Source organism: Streptomyces sp. NBC_00846, from assembly GCF_045207325.1.
Classification (GTDB): domain Bacteria; phylum Actinomycetota; class Actinomycetes; order Streptomycetales; family Streptomycetaceae; genus Streptomyces.
On sequence record NZ_CP108846.1, the window covers coordinates 1,836,264 to 1,851,719 of the forward strand.

Genomic DNA, 15,456 nt, shown 5'->3' on the forward strand with positions numbered 1-15,456 from the left:
CGTGCCCGGATTTCCGGGCCCGGAGGGTGGCGGTGTCACCTCAGTGCGGCGACTCGTTCGTGGTACCCGCGCACCGCGGCCGCGTCCCGGTACGGCTCCAGGCGGCGCTCGAAGTCCTGTACGTACTCCGTCGCCCGCACCGACCGCATCTCGGCCGCCTGCTGGGCGGCCTCGGCACCGAGCAGGCACGCCTGGTCGAGCTCACCGAGCCCGAGCCGCGCAGTGGCCAGCACCACCCGGCAGAACAGCCTGCTGCGGGCGTACGCCGGGGCGCGCAGCTGGAGGGAGCGCTCCGCGTGCTGTGCCGCGGCCTTGTACTGCTGCAGATCCCGGTGGCAGTGGCCCAACTCGTCGGCGAGCTGGGCCTCGTCGAAGTACCGCGCCCAGTGCGGCACCTCGTCCCCGGGGCGGGCGGCCTCCAGCGCGCGTTCCGCCCGTGCCAGCGAGGCGGTGCAGGGCCTGGCCTCGCCGAGCACCCCGTGCGCGCGGGCCTCGACGGCGTGCAGCAGTGCCTGGACGACGGGCGGCGCCGACGAACCGATGCCCTGCTGGGCGACGCGGGCCAGCTGCACGGCTTCCCTGCCGTGCCCGAGGTAGACCGCCTGACGGCTCATGGTGATCAGGACGTAAGCGCCGTACGCGCGGTCCCCGGCGGCCTGGGCGAGCCGCAGCGCCTGGACGAAGTACCGCTGAGCCAGGCCGTGGGCCGCGATGTCGTACGAGGTCCAGCCCGCCAGCCGGGTCAGCTCGGCCGCGGCGCAGAAGAGCCGGCGCCCGGTGGCCTCCCCGTACGTTCCGCGCAGCATCGGTTCCGCCTCGTGCTCCAGATACCGGACGAGGGCCTGCCGGGCGTGGCCGCCTCCGTAGGCGTTGTCGAGGGTGCGGAAGAGTTCGCCGACCGAGTGCAGGGCGGCGACGTCCCCGACGCCGACCCGCTGGCCGGAGCCGCGCTCCGACTGCCGCTGCCGGGGGACACCGGGGGCGCCCGCCTGTCCTGTTCCCGGGGCGGCGGGAGCGGTCGGGGGTGTGGGGGATCCGGGAGGTGCGGACGGTCCGGAAGGCCGGGAGGGAGCGGGCCCACGGGCCCCACTGCGGCCGTCGGCGCCGGCCGCCCCCGTACCGCCGTGCGTGCCGCCTCCGTGCGTGCTGCCTCCGGGCCAGTGCGCGCCGTGTACCCCCTGCGCTCCGATCCCGCGTCCCCCGCCGGGCCCACCGGCCCGTCCCGCACCACCGACCTCAATGGCCCCCGTGGCCCCAGCAGCCCCGAGGGACCTGCCGAGCCCACCAGCCGCACGAGGATCACCAACCGTACGAGCACCACCCGCCGCACGGGCACCACCACCGGCCGCAGCAGCCCCGCCCGGCACCGGTGGCGCGGACTCGGTCCCCCGTCCCACCCACTCGTCGGCCCGGCCGATCAGCCAGTCCCGGCTGGGGACGACGAGTCCGGCCGGGGTGAAGGCGATCTTGCGCAGCTCCGCATGACTGCCCGAGTCCTTGCGCCACAGTCCGCTGACGATGTCGATCGCCTCGGCCGGCGTGGCCGCGAACTCCAGGCCCGCGTAGACGGGGGCGCACGCGTCGAGGCCCAGGTCCTGCGCGGAGAGGCGGCGCCCGAGCCGCCGGGTGAAGACCTCGGCGATCAGCGCGGGGGTCGTCCCGCGCGGCTGCTGGCCGCGCAGCCAACGAGTCACGGACGTCTTGTCGTACCGGAGGTCGAGGCCGTGTTCCAGGCCGAGTTGGTCCACTCTGCGGGCGAGGCCGGCATTGGAGAAGCCGGCTTCGGAGATGAGCGAGGCGAGTCGGCGGTTGGGGGTGCGCTGCGGAGGTCGTTCCGACATCAGCTGTACGGTCTCCTGCCTTCGGGGCCGGGCGGGCAGCCCTAATGGAACGGCGCGAATTTAGCCGCCTCTGCCGCGCGCTCAGCCACCTTCGCTTCACTTTCATCCGATCGTGTGAGGATTGAGGGTGGCGCTGACGGGATCGACCTGCCGGGCCGCCGACCGGGGCCCGGTCGTACAGTGGCCGGGCGTGATTCAGTGCATGGTGGCGCGGCTCCGGGCACCCCCGGCTCCCGGCACCGCGAGTAGGGAGGCATCTGTCGTGACCGAGCTTCGGTTCGTCCGGCTGGGATTCGGCGAGGAAGCCGTCGACTACCAGGAGGCCTGGCAGAAGCAGCGCGAGGTGCACGCGGCCAGATTCGAGGACGCCGTCCCGGACACCTGTCTGCTGCTGGAACACCCGCCCGTCTACACGGCGGGGCGGCGCACGACCGACAGTGAGCGCCCGCTGGACGGCACCCCGGTCATCGATGTGGACCGCGGCGGCAAGATCACCTGGCACGGCCCCGGACAGCTGGTCGGCTACCCGATCCAGAAGCTGCCCCGGCCGGTGGATGTCGTCGCACACGTCCGTCGGTTGGAGGACGCGCTGATCCGTACCGCCGCCGAGTTCGGCCTGGAGACCTCCCGGGTCGAGGGCCGCAGCGGGGTCTGGGTGCTCGGCGACCCGGTCGAGGAGCGCCCGGCGATCGGCGGCCTCTCCCTCGACTTCGACCCGCGGCTGCAGGACGAGGAGTTCGACCCGCGGCTGAACGGCCCCGAGTACGCCCCGTCCAACGCCGGCCAGCGCCGCGAGGACCGCAAGCTGGCCGCGATCGGCATCCGGGTGGCCAAGGGCGTGACCATGCACGGCTTCTCGTTCAACGTGAACCCGGACAACACCTGGTTCGACCGCATCGTGCCGTGCGGCATCCGGGACGCGGGCGTCACGTCGCTCGCGAACGAACTGGGCCGCGACATCACCGTCGAGGACGTGCTCCCGGTCGTGGAGAAGCACCTGAAGGACGTCCTGGAGAACGCGGCGCTCGCCCCGCGCACCATCGAACGTCCGACGGATGCCGTGGCCACGGCATGACAGATTGAGTACCGGGCCGGGAATAGGCCCTGTCGGCCACAGGTTGGCCACACGTAAAGCCGTTTGAACAACGGGCGTACCCTGGTGTTCGCCGAAGAATCCAATGCAGCGAAAGCAAAGGGGAGTGCCGGAGTGTCCGCTGTCGCACCCGACGGGCGCAAGATGCTGCGCCTCGAGGTCCGGAACAGCCAGACCCCCATCGAGCGCAAGCCCGAGTGGATCAAGACCCGGGCGAAGATGGGCCCCGAGTACAACCAGCTGCAGAAGCTCGTGAAGAGCGAGGGCCTGCACACGGTGTGCCAGGAGGCCGGCTGCCCCAACATCTTCGAGTGCTGGGAGGACCGCGAGGCCACGTTCCTCATCGGCGGCGACCAGTGCACCCGGCGCTGTGACTTCTGCCAGATCGACACGGGCAAGCCGCAGGCGCTGGACCGGGACGAGCCCCGCAGGGTCGGTGAGTCCGTCGTCACGATGGACCTGAACTACGCCACGATCACGGGCGTCGCGCGCGACGACCTGGAGGACGGCGGTGCCTGGCTGTACGCGGAGACCGTCCGCCAGATCCACGCGCTGACCGTCCAGCGGGAGGCCGGCCGTACCAAGGTCGAGCTGCTGATCCCCGACTTCAACGCGGTGCCCGAGCAGCTCGCCGAGGTCTTCTCCTCGCGCCCCGAGGTGCTCGCGCACAACGTCGAGACGGTGCCGCGGATCTTCAAGCGGATCCGCCCCGGTTTCCGTTACGAGCGTTCCCTGGAGGTCATCACGCGGGCCCGCGAGGCCGGTCTGGTGACCAAGTCCAACCTGATCCTGGGCATGGGCGAGACCCGCGAGGAAGTCAGCGAGGCGCTCCAGGACCTGTACGACGCGGGGTGCGAGCTCATCACGATCACGCAGTACCTGCGACCGTCCGTGCGCCACCACCCGGTCGAGCGCTGGGTGAAGCCGCACGAGTTCGTGGAGCTGAAGGAGGAGGCCGACGAGATCGGCTACTCCGGCGTGATGTCCGGGCCGCTGGTCCGGTCCTCGTACCGCGCGGGCCGCCTCTTCCAGCAGGCGATCGAGCGGCGCGGCGCCATCGCGGCGACGCCCGCCGTGTGAATCCCCGCACAACAAGCTACCGGTCGGTAATAACTGATTCGACGCGGCTCATACGCTCCCCGCAGGTCGGGCGCGCGTATGGGCCGCGTCGGCGTGCGCTCGGCCCATATCAAGGTTTCATTGGTGTTTGACCGACCGGTCATGCGCTGGTAACACCGAGCAGTGACGCTGGGTGCTCACAGCGCAGTGGCTCTCCGGGCCGCTGCCACCGCCGCTTCCCGCACCCAGCCCACGCCATCCACTTCGCGCAACGCAGTCCCGGGCAGCCGGCCCGGGCAGCTGAGTCCACATCACTCAGTCCGCACATCCGCTCCGAGGAGATTTCCACGATGCAGGCCGTGCCGGTACGCGCCACCGCCATCCCTTCCGTCACCCATGCCCTCCGTGCCGTCGAGTCGCTGCTGCTGAGCAGCGGCCAGCGCACGGCCCGCCACAATGCCTGGACGGCCGTCCTGGAGGACCGGCGCCGGGCCAAGGACCGGGTCGAGGCCGAGTACGTACTGGAGGCCGCGGCCGACCGCCGTTCCTAGGCCACGTAAACTTCGGTACATGGCGAGGAAGGCAAACACTGAAGGCGCGGACAGCGCCGAGAACGCGGGGCGGCTCAAGCAGATCGCCCTGACCTACAAGATGACCAGGCGGACCGACTCCAAGATCGGTCTTGTCGTCGCGGGTGTGGGAATCGTCACCTTCGGTGTCCTTCTCGCGGTCGGTTTCCTGACCGGCCACCCGATCTATCTGGGCATCCTGGGCTTCGTGCTGGGCCTCCTCGCGATGGCGATCGTCTTCGGACGGCGTGCCGAGCGTGCGGCCTTCGGGCAGATGGAGGGACAGCCGGGCGCTGCGGCGGCGGTACTGGACCGGGTGGGCCGGGGCTGGACCACGACACCCGCGGTCGCGATGAACCGCAGCCAGGACGTCGTCCACCGTGCCGTGGGCAAGGCGGGCATCGTGCTGGTCGGCGAGGGCAACCCGAACCGGGTGAAGGTGCTGCTCGCGGCCGAGAAGAAGAAGATGGCGCGCATCCTGGTCGACGTACCGGTGCACGACATCGTCGTCGGCAACGACGAGGGCCAGGTGCCGCTCAAGAAGGTGCGCACGAAGATGCTGAAGCTGCCGCGCATCCTGACCGGCCCGCAGGTGACGGCCGCCAACGACCGGCTGCGCGCGATGGGCGACCTGATGAGCAACATGCCACTGCCCAAGGGCCCGATGCCGAAGGGCATGCGGATGCCACGCGGCGGAAAGATGCGCTGACGCTTCCGCCGGACGCGTGAAAAGGGCGGGTCGCGAACCGAACCGGTTCGTGACCCGCCCTTTTCGTCGTTCTCTCCGGCGTTCTCTTCCTCGTTCCGGCCTCGCTCAGATGCGGACCTGGACCGCGCGGGCCAGCCGGTCGTGCAGGCCGCGGCCGTCGCGGTCCCAGACCAGGGCCGGGATCGCCAGGCACAGCAGCACGCTGCGGACGACCGCCCGCCCGAACGTGAGACGGCCGCCGCTCTCGGCGACGACCCGGAGGCCCAGGACGCGCTTGCCGGGCGTGCAGCCGATGGTCCCGACGGTGAGCACGCCCAGTACGAGAAAGACGCCGAGCGCCCAGTTCCCCGCCGCCTGCTGGTCACCGCGGGCGAACAGCCCGTATGCGATCAGCAGGCACAGGGCCCAGTCGATGAAGAGCGCGCCGAGGCGCCGGCCGAACGGCGCCACGGATCCCGGCCCGTGCTCGGGCAGACCGAGCCGCTTGCCCCGATGGCCGAACTCGACGCCCATGTCCTCAGCGGTCGCGCGCGGCCCCGAGAGCCACGATCCGATTGCTTGCCTGGTGTCCACCCGAACACGGTACTGCGCCGCGCCCCGCCGGCCGCCGGGCGGGGTGGCAGCCACGGGCTTCCGAGCGGGTCGGACGCGGGATCCGAACCGGTCTCGACGTGCCGCGCGTGCTCGGCTCGGTTAACTTCTGCGAAACAAATGGGTCATGCTTGAGAAATCCGGCCTGTCTAGGGTCTGCCCCAGCGTGTGCCACCGCACTGGCCGCACCACGAGCTGCAACCCCGTCCCTCCCGGGCCGGGAGTAGGAGGAGTTGGATGTTCCAGAACGCCGAGGACGCGAAGAAGTTCATCGCCGACGAAGACGTCAAGTTCATCGATGTCCGGTTCTGTGACCTGCCCGGTGTGATGCAGCACGTCACGGTGCCGGCGGCGACCTTCGACCCGGCCGAGGAGCTTGCCTTCGACGGCTCGTCGATCCGCGGTTTCCAGGCCATCCACGAGTCCGACATGGCGCTGCGCGCGGACCTGTCGACCGCCCGTGTCGACCCGTTCCGCCGCGACAAGACCGTCAACATCAACTTCTTCATCCACGACCCGATCACCGGCGAGCAGTACAGCCGTGACCCGCGGAACGTGGCCAGGAAGGCCGAGGCGTACCTCGCCTCCACCGGCATCGCCGACACCGCGTACTTCGGTCCCGAGGCCGAGTTCTACGTCTTCGACAGCGTCCGCTTCCAGACGGCGTCGAACGAGAGCTTCTACCACATCGACTCGGAGGCAGGTGCCTGGAACACCGGTGCCATCGAGGACAACCGTGGGTACAAGGTCCGCTACAAGGGCGGCTACTTCCCGGTCCCGCCGGTCGACCACTTCGCCGACCTGCGTGCCGAGATGTCCCTGGAGCTGGAGAAGAGCGGTCTCCAGATCGAGCGCCAGCACCACGAGGTCGGCACCGCCGGCCAGGCGGAGATCAACTACAAGTTCAACACGCTGCTCGCCGCGGCCGACGACCTGATGCTCTTCAAGTACATCGTGAAGAACGTCGCCTGGCGCAACGGCAAGACCGCGACGTTCATGCCGAAGCCGATCTTCGGCGACAACGGCTCGGGCATGCACGTCCACCAGTCCCTGTGGGCCGGCGGCGACCCGCTGTTCTACGACGAGCAGGGCTACGCGGGCCTCTCGGACATCGCGCGCTACTACATCGGCGGCATCCTCAAGCACGCTCCGTCGCTGCTGGCGTTCACCAACCCGACGGTGAACTCGTACCACCGTCTGGTCCCCGGCTTCGAGGCCCCGGTCAACATGGTGTACTCGCAGCGCAACCGTTCCGCCGCGATGCGTATCCCGATCACGGGCTCCAACCCGAAGGCCAAGCGCGTCGAGTTCCGCGCCCCGGACCCGTCGTCCAACCCGTACCTCGCCTTCTCCGCTCTGCTGATGGCGGGCCTCGACGGCATCAAGAACAAGATCGAGCCCGCCGAGCCGATCGACAAGGACCTGTACGAGCTGGCTCCCGAGGAGCACGCGACCGTCCAGCAGGTCCCGACCTCCCTCCCGGCCGTCCTGGAGGCGCTGGAGGCGGACAACGAGTACCTGCAGGCCGGCGGCGTCTTCACGTCCGACCTGATCGAGACGTGGATCGACTACAAGCGCACCAACGAGATCGCCCCGATCCAGCTGCGCCCGCACCCGCACGAGTTCGAGCTGTACTTCGACCTCTAAGAGGCGGGGCCGGGAATCGGCCCTCCTGTGCACCGGGTGTGCACCGGGTGTGCACCGGGTGTGCACCGGGTGTGCACCGCCCGGCCGATTCCCTGCCTTGATGTCAGAGACAACAAAGCGAGGGCCGCTTCCCCCTGGTCGGGGGAAGCGGCCCTCGCTGGTTCTCGGCGGGCGGCCGAGAACACGGACGGGTCGGCGTACGCCGACCGGGTGTCGGAGTACGCCGCCCTCGGGTGGGCCGAGCTGCGGTGGGCCGCCCGCCCGGTCGTCCCGGCTACTTCGGATCGCGGTTGAAAGTCGCCTTCGACCAGAAGTAGCCGAGCACGGTGAGGCCCAGGCACCAGGCGACCGCGAGCCATCCGTTGTGGCCGATCTCCGTGCCGAGCAGCAGCCCGCGCAGGGTCTCGATGGCGGGTGTGAACGGCTGGTACTCGGCGATCGGCTGGAACCAGCCCGGCATCGCGTCGACCGGGACGAAGGCGCTGGAGATGAGCGGGAGGAAGATCAGCGGCATCGCGTTGTTGCTGGCCGCCTCGACGTTCGGGCTGACCATGCCCATCCCGACCGCGATCCAGGTGAGCGCCAGGGCGAACAGAGTGAGCAGCCCGAACGCCGCGATCCACTCCAGGGCCGTGGCGTCCGTGGACCGGAATCCGATGGCCACCGCGACGGCACCCACGAGGACCACGCTCACGACCGACTGCAGCACGCTGCCGACGACGTGCCCGACGAGGACGGACCCGCGGTGGATCGCCATCGTGCGGAAGCGGGCGATGATGCCCTCGGTCATGTCGTTGGAGACGGACACCGCGGTGCCGATCGTGGTGCTGCCGATGGTCATCAGCAGGAGGCCCGGCACGAGGTAGGCGATGTACGCGGAGCGGTCCGCGCCGCCGCCGCCGATGCCCGCGCTCATCACGTCGCCGAAGACGTAGACGAAGAGCAGCAGCAGGACGATCGGCGTGAGCAGGAGGTTCAGGGTGAGGGACGGGTAGCGCCGCGCGTGCAGGAGATTGCGGCGCAGCATCGTGGACGAGTCGCGCACGGCGAGGGAGAGGGAGCTCATCGGACGGCCTCCTTGGGGGGCTGGTCGGTGCCGCTGGTCAGGGCGAAGAACACGTCGTCGAGGTCGGGGGTGTGCACGGTCAGCTCGTCCGCCTCGATGCCGCCCGAGTCCAGCCAGTCGAGGATGGAGCGGAGCTCGCGCTGGGTGCCGTCGCTGGGGATCTGCAGCGTGAGGGAGTCGTCGAGGGGGGTACCCCCTGCTCGAGCGGAGCCGAGAGCTTGGGGGAGGGTGCCCTCGCGCAGTGCGAGGGCGGCGGACCGGTACGCGGACGGGTCGGAGAAGCGGAGCCGGACATGGCCGCCGGGAATCAGCCGCTTCAGCTCTTCCGCGGTGCCCTGGGCGGCGATCCTGCCGTCGTTGAGTACCGCGATGCGGTCGGCGAGCTGGTCGGCCTCGTCCAGATACTGGGTGGTGAGGAAGACGGTGACGCCGTCGGAGACGAGCTCGCGGATGATCTGCCACATGTTGTGCCGGGACCGGGGGTCGAGGCCGGTCGTCGGCTCGTCGAGGAAGATGATGCGCGGGTCGCCGACGAGCGTCATGGCGATGTCGAGGCGGCGCTTCATGCCACCGGAGTAGGTGGAGGCGGGCTTCTTCGCGGCGTCGGTGAGGTCGAACCGCTCCAGCAGCTCGCCGGTGATCCGCCGCCCCTCGCGCTTGGACAAGTGGTGCAGGTCCGCCATGAGGAGCATGTTCTCCTCGCCGGTGATCAGCCCGTCGACGGCGGAGAACTGCCCGGTGACCCCGATCGTGGCACGCACCGCCTGCGGGTCGGTGGCCAGGTCGTGGCCGCCGACGTGCAGTTCGCCGGCGTCGGCGGTGATGAGGGTGGAGAGGATTTTGACGGCGGTGGTCTTGCCGGCGCCGTTGGGCCCGAGCAGCGCGAACACGGACCCGGCCGGGATACGCAGATCGATGCCGTCGAGCACGGTCTTGTCGCCGTACGACTTGCGCAGACCGACGGCCAGGACGGCGGCGGGCGGCTGCAGACCGTTGCCCAGCCTGGGTGTGGGCATGACAGACGAAGGCATGGAGCCCTCCCTTTCGAAGGCTGAAGCGACTGGGGAGCGGGCGAGTCGGCTAGGCCGGCGTCAGACCCGGGCGCGGCGCACGTCGATGTTGCCGTAGCGGGTCCGGGCGCGGACCTCGACGGTGCCCTCGGTCTCCTCCGGGGCCTCGGAGGCGGCGAGTGTGTTGCGCACCTGCCCGTGGCCGGAACTGACGTCGAGCCAGGCGGCGATGCCCTCGCGGATGCCGACCTCGATAGCGCCGTAGGCGGTCTCCAACTGGACGGTTCCGCCGGCAACTTCGGCGACACGCAGGGTGCCGTGGGCGGTGGTGGCGACGACCGAGCCCTCGGCGCGCGCGATGTCGATGTCGCCGTTGGAACCGCTCACCCGCAGGTCGCCGGTCGCGGCGCCGACGGTCGTGGTGCCGTGCGAGTTCTTCAGGACGGCGGGACCATCGACATAGCCGACGCGCAGGCTTCCGGAGCTGGTGGCGATCTCGGCCACGCCCTCGACTCGGTCCACGGTGATCGAGCCGTGGGCGGCGGTCAACTGGAGCGGCCCGGTCGTGTCGAGGCGGACGTCACCGGACGAGGTCTTCACCCGGACTTCGCCGAGCCTGCCCTCGCCGAGCACCTGGGCCCAGGAGCCGGTCATGTCGATGTGCGAACCCGTGGGCAGTTCGACCGTCACATCGACGGTGCCGGTGCGCCCGACGAGATAGCGCTGCTTGGGCGTCCTGACGGTCAGGACGCCGCTCGCGTACGTCACCTCGGTCTGGGCGGCCGCCCGTACGTCCTGGTCCCGCTTCGGGTCGCGGGGCCGCGGCTCGACGACGGTGTCGAGGCGGTCGCCCGCGGTGAACTGGATGGAACCGGCCTCCACGTGCGCGGTGACGGAGATCGGTTCGGGAGTGTCGAAAGAAGGCATGGCTGTCCCGTCCTCTTGAGTCTTGTGGGCGTCCCCGCTGGTGGGACGTGGTGTTGGGTGAAGTGGTGCGGGGTGTTGGGTGAAGTGGTGCGGGCGGGGAGCGGCTAGCGCACCCAGCCCGTGTAGCCCTGTCCGACGGTCCGGGTCTTCTCCCTCGTACGCGGCCGGGTGGCGCCGTCGACCGCGGCCGACACGGCGCGCACCAGCCACGCGTTGACCGACAGGCCCTCGCGGCTCGCGGCCTCCTCGGCGCGGGCCTTGAGGTGGGCCGGCAGGCGCAGGTTGACGCGGGCGGTGCCGCCCTCGTCGCCGTCGGCCGGGACCGGGGTCTTGAGTGGTTCGACGGGCGCGACGGGCTCCGCGGGGGCGCCACCGCCGGTGGGCGGCAGCGTCACCACGAAGTCGGGGTCGAGCCCGCGCAGCCGTACGTCGACCGAGCCGGGGGCGAGGTCGCGGGTGATCTCGTCCATCGCGGCGGAGAGCACGTTGAGCATGGTCAGCCGGGTCGCCGACTCCAGGGGAGCGGTGAGCCTCTCGGCCAGCTCGCGGGCTTCGTCGCCGCCGGCTTCGGCAGCCACCGCAAGTTCGCGGCGGAGGGTGTCGACATACGGGGTGAGGTCCATGGCGCCATGATGGCACCATATTGGCGCCACACGCAAGCACGAATGGCACCTCGCGTGCGGCGAGCTCCAGGGCGACCGCCCTGAACTGCGGAAACACGAAGGGAGACGACCTGATTAATCATGGCGCCACGCACGCCACGCACTTCCGGAAGCATGGAGTGGCACCAGGCGACGCCACATGGTGCCAGGTGGTGCCAGATGGTGCCATCCGGCACGAGGGTGGCGCTCTGCTGCCATGGTCGACCAGGTCGAGGGCCTCGCCGAACTCCCGCCGTTGGGAGGCTTCACGTGCACCCGTCGGGCACCGGCCCACCTCAGGGGTGCCGAATTTTTGCTGTTCAGGGACGCGGCAGGGACAGTGGAGGATAGGAACCAGGGGCCGCGCACCGTGATTCACCCGCCTGTCGGGCGGGCGCTCCGCGGCCGGCCGAAAGGTGGATCCCATGGCCGCGAAGCGCGCAAACGCCGACCCGTCCCCCCTCATCGCCCTGGTCACCGGGGCCACGTCCGGCATCGGCCGGGCGGTTGCCAAGAGGCTGGCCGCCGACGGAATGTCCGTCGTCGTGACCGGCCGCAACGCCCAGCGCGGCGCCGAGATCGTCGACGAGATCACCACAGTCGGCGGCCACGCCCGATTCGTCGCGGCGGACCTGGAGGACCCGGTCGGCATCGACCGGCTCGCCGCGGAGGTCGGCGAGATCGACGTCCTGGTCAACAACGCCGGGCATGCCGTCTGGGCGCCGACCGAGGAGATGAAGGTCTCCGACTACGACGCCATGTTCGCCGGCAATGTCCGCGCGGCATTCTTCCTCGTGGCCGCTTTCGTCCCGGCGATGGCGGCGAAGGGATCGGGCAGCGTGATCAACATCGGCAGCATGGCCGGCAGCCTCGGCCTGGCCAACGCTGCCGCGTACGGCGCGACCAAGGCCGCGCTGGCATCACTGACGCAGAGCTGGACGGCTGAGTACAGCGGCCGTGGTGTCCGCTTCAACACCGTTGCCCCCGGCCCGGTCTACACCCGGGGCGCGGACCGCGAGCTGTTCGACGCGATCGCCGAAACCACAGCGATGAAGCGCGCGGCCGAGCCGGCCGAGATCGCCGAGGTCGTCGCCTTCCTCGCCTCGTCGAAGGCCGGCTACGTCACCGGCGCGACCGTCGCCGTCGACGGCGGCCGCACCGCCATCTGAACCCTGGCTCGCACACGGGGCGGCCCCCGCCGACGCCCCTGTCGTGCGTCGGCCGGTGGGCGTCGCTCCCGGCAGCTCAAGGGGGCCGAGCACGGCACCGACCGGTGACCGGTCAATGCCTCAGGGCCGTTCCCACCTCGGCCTTGGTCCGGCCCGACAGTTTGCGGTTGCTGCGGGCCGCGGCTTCCTTGGCCGCCCCGGCGGCGACGTCGTCGACCGTCACCACCACCGTGTCCAGCAGATTGCCTTGCGGGTCACGGAAGTTGACCTGCACGATGTACGACTTCTTCGCGTCGGTGCTGTTCGTCACGGTGACCTTCGCGGTGGCGCGGCCGTCGTGGTCGGTGACCGGCGCGGACAGCTTGACGTCGTTCTTGGCGTCCACGCCGTTCTTGAAGTTGTTGATCTTCTCGCTCGCGGCGGCCGCCGCCGAGGCCACCACGTCCGCGCCCCTGGATGCCACCGATGCCGCGGCGGACGCGGCCTCGGACGCCGTGCTGGAGGCGTTGCCGCCGCCGGAGCAGGCAGCGGCCATCGGCAGCACGGCCGCCGTCAGCAGTGCGGCGCACAGTCCTCGCGCGGCTTTCCTCGTCATCGTGCCTCCCAGCACTTGCCGGTCACCCGTCGCCCCAGTCAAAGCGGTTGCGGGTGGCGCCGCATGCCGTGTACGCCGGACGGGTTACGGGCCGGGTCGGTGCGACCGGGCCTCGGAGTCGCGACCAGTGCGAGTGCGGCCGAGGCCGGGGGCATGAGCGTTCTGAGCCGGCGTATGTACGCACGCACCCGAAGCCTGTGCACGGGGCACAGGCTTCGGGCCGTCAGCAGGCTACGGTCAGCGGTCAGCGGCCGTATCGGATCAGGGCGCGGACCATGCGGCAGGTCGTGTCGGACGGCGGGTGGATGCCGATGCGTTCGGCGATCGTTTGTATCTTGTCATTGGTCGCGGTCGACGGGTAGTAGACGCCCGTGTCGAGCAGGGCGATCGCCAGGCGCATGGCCTTCAGGCGGCGGTTGTGGGTGACGTACCACTCGCGGGGCCGGCCCGCGGGGAGCGGCTTCTTCCGCAGGGGCTTGTGGAGCGGCTCGGTCGTGACTGTGGCAACGGCCATGGGCAACCTCCTGGCACGGTCGTGGAACCCTCACGAACTCCCTCTATTTTACGGCCCACCACTGACAATCGTCGCTGGCCGGCGGGGCTTTCGAGACGTCCTTCCCGTACCGTTGGCCCCATGGAGATCTGGATCAATCCCGCCTGTTCCAAGTGCCGCGGCGCGGTGGAACTGCTCGACGCGGAGGGTGCCGAATACACCGTCCGCCGCTACCTGGAAGACGTGCCGTCGCCGGACGAGATCCGGGCGGTGCTCGACCGGCTCGGGCTGGAGCCGTGGGACATCACGCGGACGCAGGAGGCGGAGGCGAAGGAGCTCGGGCTCAAGGAGTGGCCGCGCGAAGCCGGTTCACGGGAGCGGTGGATCTCGGCGCTCGCCGAACACCCGAAGCTGATCCAGCGGCCGATCATCACGGCCGACGACGGGACCGCCGTCGTGGCACGCACGGACGAGGCGGTACGGGACGCGCTGGGGCGCTGATCCTTTGCCGGTGGACCCAACGGCGGCCCGTCACCCGGTGATCAAGGATCGGCGGCTCTGCTGCTAATCTCCGCCGTCATGATGTCTGACGACCGCGAGATACCCGCTGCCCCGGACTGGGACGAGTGGCGGGCACGCGAGGAAGCCGAGGGTGCGGCACGGCACCAGAACCCGTACGGGGCTCCGGAAGTGCCACGTGACCGACGCGGCCGGTGGCGGAACGGGCTGATCACGGCCATCGTCGTAGCCGCCGTCGCCACGGGTGCCGTGCTGTATCTGCGCGGCGACGGTGGCGGCGCCACCGACGCCGCCGGGAATTCACCCTCGCGCTCCCCCGCACCCGCGGACCGGTCCCCCGCACCGTCGGCGCCGGCCGTGTCTGCCCAACTGCCCGCCGACGCACCGTCCGTGCTGCCCTCGCTGCTCGCCCGGCCGATCGTCCGGCCCGGCCAGGCCTTCCCCGAGAAGACGGTACGGCTGGCGGACGGCACGGTCTACAACCGGGTCGACGTCGCCACGACGACGAACTGCGAGCGGGGCATGTCGCAGGAACTGGCGCAGCTCATCGCACAGGGCAAGGGCTGCGAGCAGCTCACGGCCGCGCTGTACACGGACTCGGCACGGCGTGCGCAGGTCACGGTGAGTGTGCTGAGCTTCCGGCGGGCGGAGGATTCGGGGACCGTGTTCGCGATGGCGTCGATGGACCCCGTCACGTACCAGGTCGTCTCGCTCGACCCGCCGCCCGGGGCCGGGCTGCAGACCGTTCCGGCCGGTTCGGCCGGAGTGTTCAAGCGGTTGGCCACGGTGCGTTCGGTGGTCTTCGCCAATGCGCAGTGGTCGGACGGCGCGGAGAGCCGTGAGGCGGAGCTCACCAAGGCGGACACCGATCTGCTGACGTATGTCAACAAGAAGGTCACGGCGTACGAGACGGCCGGCGCCGAGCAGGGCTAGGTGTACTGACCCTTGAGGTTGGGGACGCGGCCGGCGGGTGGTTGACCCTTGAGCGCGGTGTGTCCGCGGCGGTGATTGTAGGCGTGCAGCCATTGCGGGTAGGCGTCGCGTCGTTCGGCCTCGGTCCGGTATGTCTTGGCGTAGGCCCATTCATCGAGGAGGGTGCGGTTGAACCGCCCACCTTCCCGTTGGTCTGGGGGCGGTAGGGCCGGGTCCGTTTGTGTGAAATCCCTTGCTCTGCAAGGGAGTCACGCCAGAGGTGCGATTTGTAGCAGGCGCCGTTTTCGGTCAGGACGCGCTGGACGGCGATGCCGCAGGAAGCGAAGTAGGCGTGGGCACGCTGCCAGAAGCCGACAGCGGTTTCCTTCTTCTCGTCTGCCAGGATCTCGCTGTAGGCGAGCCGGGAGTGGTCGTCGACGGCGTTGCGTAGGAAGCTCATGCCCGCCTTCGCCCGGTTCTTGCGGCCGCCTGCCGGCCGAGGGCCCTGTGGCCACCACCGTCGGGGATGTTGCCGAGTTTCTTGATGTCGACGTGCACGAGGTCACCGGGTGCGTCGTGTTCGTAGCGGCGGATGACCCGGCCGGTGGCCGTAGC

Annotated in this window: 16 protein-coding genes and 1 pseudogene; 8 read left to right on the forward strand and 9 right to left on the reverse strand. The window is 70.3% G+C overall.

Going from position 1 to position 15,456, the window contains the following annotated elements:
- Positions 1–35: 35 nt before the first annotated feature.
- Complete coding sequence (locus tag OG936_RS08505; protein WP_406493636.1) at positions 36–1,841, reverse strand: regulator; 1,806 nt, start codon at positions 1,839–1,841, stop codon at positions 36–38.
- Between the two features lie 262 nt (positions 1,842–2,103).
- Between OG936_RS08505 and lipB the strand changes: the two genes are divergently transcribed.
- From lipB to OG936_RS08525, 4 genes are all read left to right on the forward strand, one after another.
- Positions 2,104–2,916 (forward strand): lipoyl(octanoyl) transferase LipB, encoded by an 813-nt coding sequence (gene lipB, locus OG936_RS08510; protein ID WP_383750411.1) that lies wholly within the window; start codon positions 2,104–2,106, stop codon positions 2,914–2,916.
- A gap of 132 nt (positions 2,917–3,048) precedes the next feature.
- Positions 3,049–4,014 carry a lipoyl synthase gene (gene lipA, locus OG936_RS08515; RefSeq protein ID WP_406493638.1) on the forward strand — a complete coding sequence of 322 codons (966 nt, stop codon included), beginning with the start codon at positions 3,049–3,051 and terminating at the stop codon, positions 4,012–4,014.
- Positions 4,015–4,343: 329 nt separating this feature from the next.
- Positions 4,344–4,544 carry a hypothetical protein gene (locus OG936_RS08520; protein ID WP_406493640.1) on the forward strand — a complete coding sequence of 67 codons (201 nt, stop codon included), beginning with the start codon at positions 4,344–4,346 and terminating at the stop codon, positions 4,542–4,544.
- 19 nt (positions 4,545–4,563) lie between these two features.
- The gene (locus OG936_RS08525) at positions 4,564–5,271 is read left to right on the forward strand and encodes a DUF4191 domain-containing protein (RefSeq protein ID WP_406493642.1); all 708 of its coding nucleotides are present in this window, start codon (positions 4,564–4,566) and stop codon (positions 5,269–5,271) included.
- A 105-nt stretch (positions 5,272–5,376) separates the two neighbouring features.
- Here OG936_RS08525 and OG936_RS08530 read toward each other — a convergent pair whose 3' ends face one another.
- Positions 5,377–5,844 (reverse strand): RDD family protein, encoded by a 468-nt coding sequence (locus OG936_RS08530; protein ID WP_266745760.1) that lies wholly within the window; start codon positions 5,842–5,844, stop codon positions 5,377–5,379.
- Positions 5,845–6,099: 255 nt separating this feature from the next.
- Here OG936_RS08530 and glnA point away from each other — a divergent pair, with 255 nt between their 5' ends.
- Positions 6,100–7,509 (forward strand): type I glutamate--ammonia ligase, encoded by a 1,410-nt coding sequence (glnA, locus tag OG936_RS08535; RefSeq protein WP_406493644.1) that lies wholly within the window; start codon positions 6,100–6,102, stop codon positions 7,507–7,509.
- Between the two features lie 274 nt (positions 7,510–7,783).
- On the opposite strand, the gene OG936_RS08540 is transcribed toward glnA, so the two are convergent.
- The 4 genes from OG936_RS08540 to OG936_RS08555 form a co-directional block, all read right to left on the reverse strand.
- On the reverse strand, positions 7,784–8,575 hold the full coding sequence (locus OG936_RS08540; protein ID WP_406493645.1) for an ABC transporter permease: 792 nt from the start codon (positions 8,573–8,575) through the stop codon (positions 7,784–7,786).
- Positions 8,572–9,606 carry an ATP-binding cassette domain-containing protein gene (locus OG936_RS08545; protein WP_406493647.1) on the reverse strand — a complete coding sequence of 345 codons (1,035 nt, stop codon included), beginning with the start codon at positions 9,604–9,606 and terminating at the stop codon, positions 8,572–8,574. Before OG936_RS08545 ends, OG936_RS08540 begins: the two co-directional genes overlap by 4 nt.
- Before the next feature lie 60 nt (positions 9,607–9,666).
- Entirely contained in the window at positions 9,667–10,512 is an 846-nt protein-coding gene (locus tag OG936_RS08550; protein ID WP_406493648.1) for a DUF4097 family beta strand repeat-containing protein, read from the reverse strand.
- A 104-nt stretch (positions 10,513–10,616) separates the two neighbouring features.
- A complete protein-coding gene (locus OG936_RS08555; RefSeq protein ID WP_406493650.1) occupies positions 10,617–11,135 on the reverse strand; it encodes a hypothetical protein in 519 nt (172 codons plus the stop codon).
- Positions 11,136–11,578: 443 nt separating this feature from the next.
- Between OG936_RS08555 and OG936_RS08560 the strand changes: the two genes are divergently transcribed.
- On the forward strand, positions 11,579–12,322 hold the full coding sequence (locus OG936_RS08560; RefSeq protein WP_406493652.1) for an SDR family NAD(P)-dependent oxidoreductase: 744 nt from the start codon (positions 11,579–11,581) through the stop codon (positions 12,320–12,322).
- Between the two features lie 112 nt (positions 12,323–12,434).
- On the opposite strand, the gene OG936_RS08565 is transcribed toward OG936_RS08560, so the two are convergent.
- Both OG936_RS08565 and OG936_RS08570 read right to left on the reverse strand, forming a co-directional pair.
- Positions 12,435–12,917 (reverse strand): FxLYD domain-containing protein, encoded by a 483-nt coding sequence (locus tag OG936_RS08565; RefSeq protein ID WP_406493653.1) that lies wholly within the window; start codon positions 12,915–12,917, stop codon positions 12,435–12,437.
- Positions 12,918–13,161: 244 nt separating this feature from the next.
- Positions 13,162–13,431 carry a hypothetical protein gene (locus OG936_RS08570; protein ID WP_406493654.1) on the reverse strand — a complete coding sequence of 90 codons (270 nt, stop codon included), beginning with the start codon at positions 13,429–13,431 and terminating at the stop codon, positions 13,162–13,164.
- A gap of 120 nt (positions 13,432–13,551) precedes the next feature.
- Here OG936_RS08570 and OG936_RS08575 point away from each other — a divergent pair, with 120 nt between their 5' ends.
- Entirely contained in the window at positions 13,552–13,911 is a 360-nt protein-coding gene (locus OG936_RS08575; protein ID WP_383750446.1) for an arsenate reductase family protein, read from the forward strand.
- 78 nt (positions 13,912–13,989) lie between these two features.
- On the forward strand, positions 13,990–14,862 hold the full coding sequence (locus tag OG936_RS08580) for a hypothetical protein (protein ID WP_406493656.1): 873 nt from the start codon (positions 13,990–13,992) through the stop codon (positions 14,860–14,862).
- Here the strand turns inward: OG936_RS08580 and OG936_RS08585 are convergent.
- A pseudogene (locus OG936_RS08585) lies at positions 14,859–15,447 on the reverse strand (integrase core domain-containing protein); the annotation flags it as partial. The gene OG936_RS08580 and the pseudogene OG936_RS08585 overlap by 4 nt on opposite strands.
- Positions 15,448–15,456 lie beyond the last annotated feature (9 nt).

Bases quoted from the DNA above. Each gene is read 5' to 3' on its own strand.
- OG936_RS08545 (WP_406493647.1), bottom strand. From the start codon at position 9,606: ATGCCTTCGTCTGTCATGCCCACACCCAGGCTGGGCAACGGTCTGCAG.
- OG936_RS08580 (WP_406493656.1), top strand. From the start codon at position 13,990: ATGATGTCTGACGACCGCGAGATACCCGCTGCCCCGGACTGGGACGAG.
- OG936_RS08565 (WP_406493653.1), bottom strand. From the start codon at position 12,917: ATGACGAGGAAAGCCGCGCGAGGACTGTGCGCCGCACTGCTGACGGCG.
- OG936_RS08520 (WP_406493640.1), top strand. From the start codon at position 4,344: ATGCAGGCCGTGCCGGTACGCGCCACCGCCATCCCTTCCGTCACCCAT.
- OG936_RS08525 (WP_406493642.1), top strand. From the start codon at position 4,564: ATGGCGAGGAAGGCAAACACTGAAGGCGCGGACAGCGCCGAGAACGCG.
- OG936_RS08550 (WP_406493648.1), bottom strand. From the start codon at position 10,512: ATGCCTTCTTTCGACACTCCCGAACCGATCTCCGTCACCGCGCACGTG.
- OG936_RS08540 (WP_406493645.1), bottom strand. From the start codon at position 8,575: ATGAGCTCCCTCTCCCTCGCCGTGCGCGACTCGTCCACGATGCTGCGC.
- OG936_RS08560 (WP_406493652.1), top strand. From the start codon at position 11,579: ATGGCCGCGAAGCGCGCAAACGCCGACCCGTCCCCCCTCATCGCCCTG.
- OG936_RS08570 (WP_406493654.1), bottom strand. From the start codon at position 13,431: ATGGCCGTTGCCACAGTCACGACCGAGCCGCTCCACAAGCCCCTGCGG.
- OG936_RS08505 (WP_406493636.1), bottom strand. From the start codon at position 1,841: ATGTCGGAACGACCTCCGCAGCGCACCCCCAACCGCCGACTCGCCTCG.
- OG936_RS08575 (WP_383750446.1), top strand. From the start codon at position 13,552: ATGGAGATCTGGATCAATCCCGCCTGTTCCAAGTGCCGCGGCGCGGTG.
- glnA (WP_406493644.1), top strand. From the start codon at position 6,100: ATGTTCCAGAACGCCGAGGACGCGAAGAAGTTCATCGCCGACGAAGAC.
- OG936_RS08555 (WP_406493650.1), bottom strand. From the start codon at position 11,135: ATGGACCTCACCCCGTATGTCGACACCCTCCGCCGCGAACTTGCGGTG.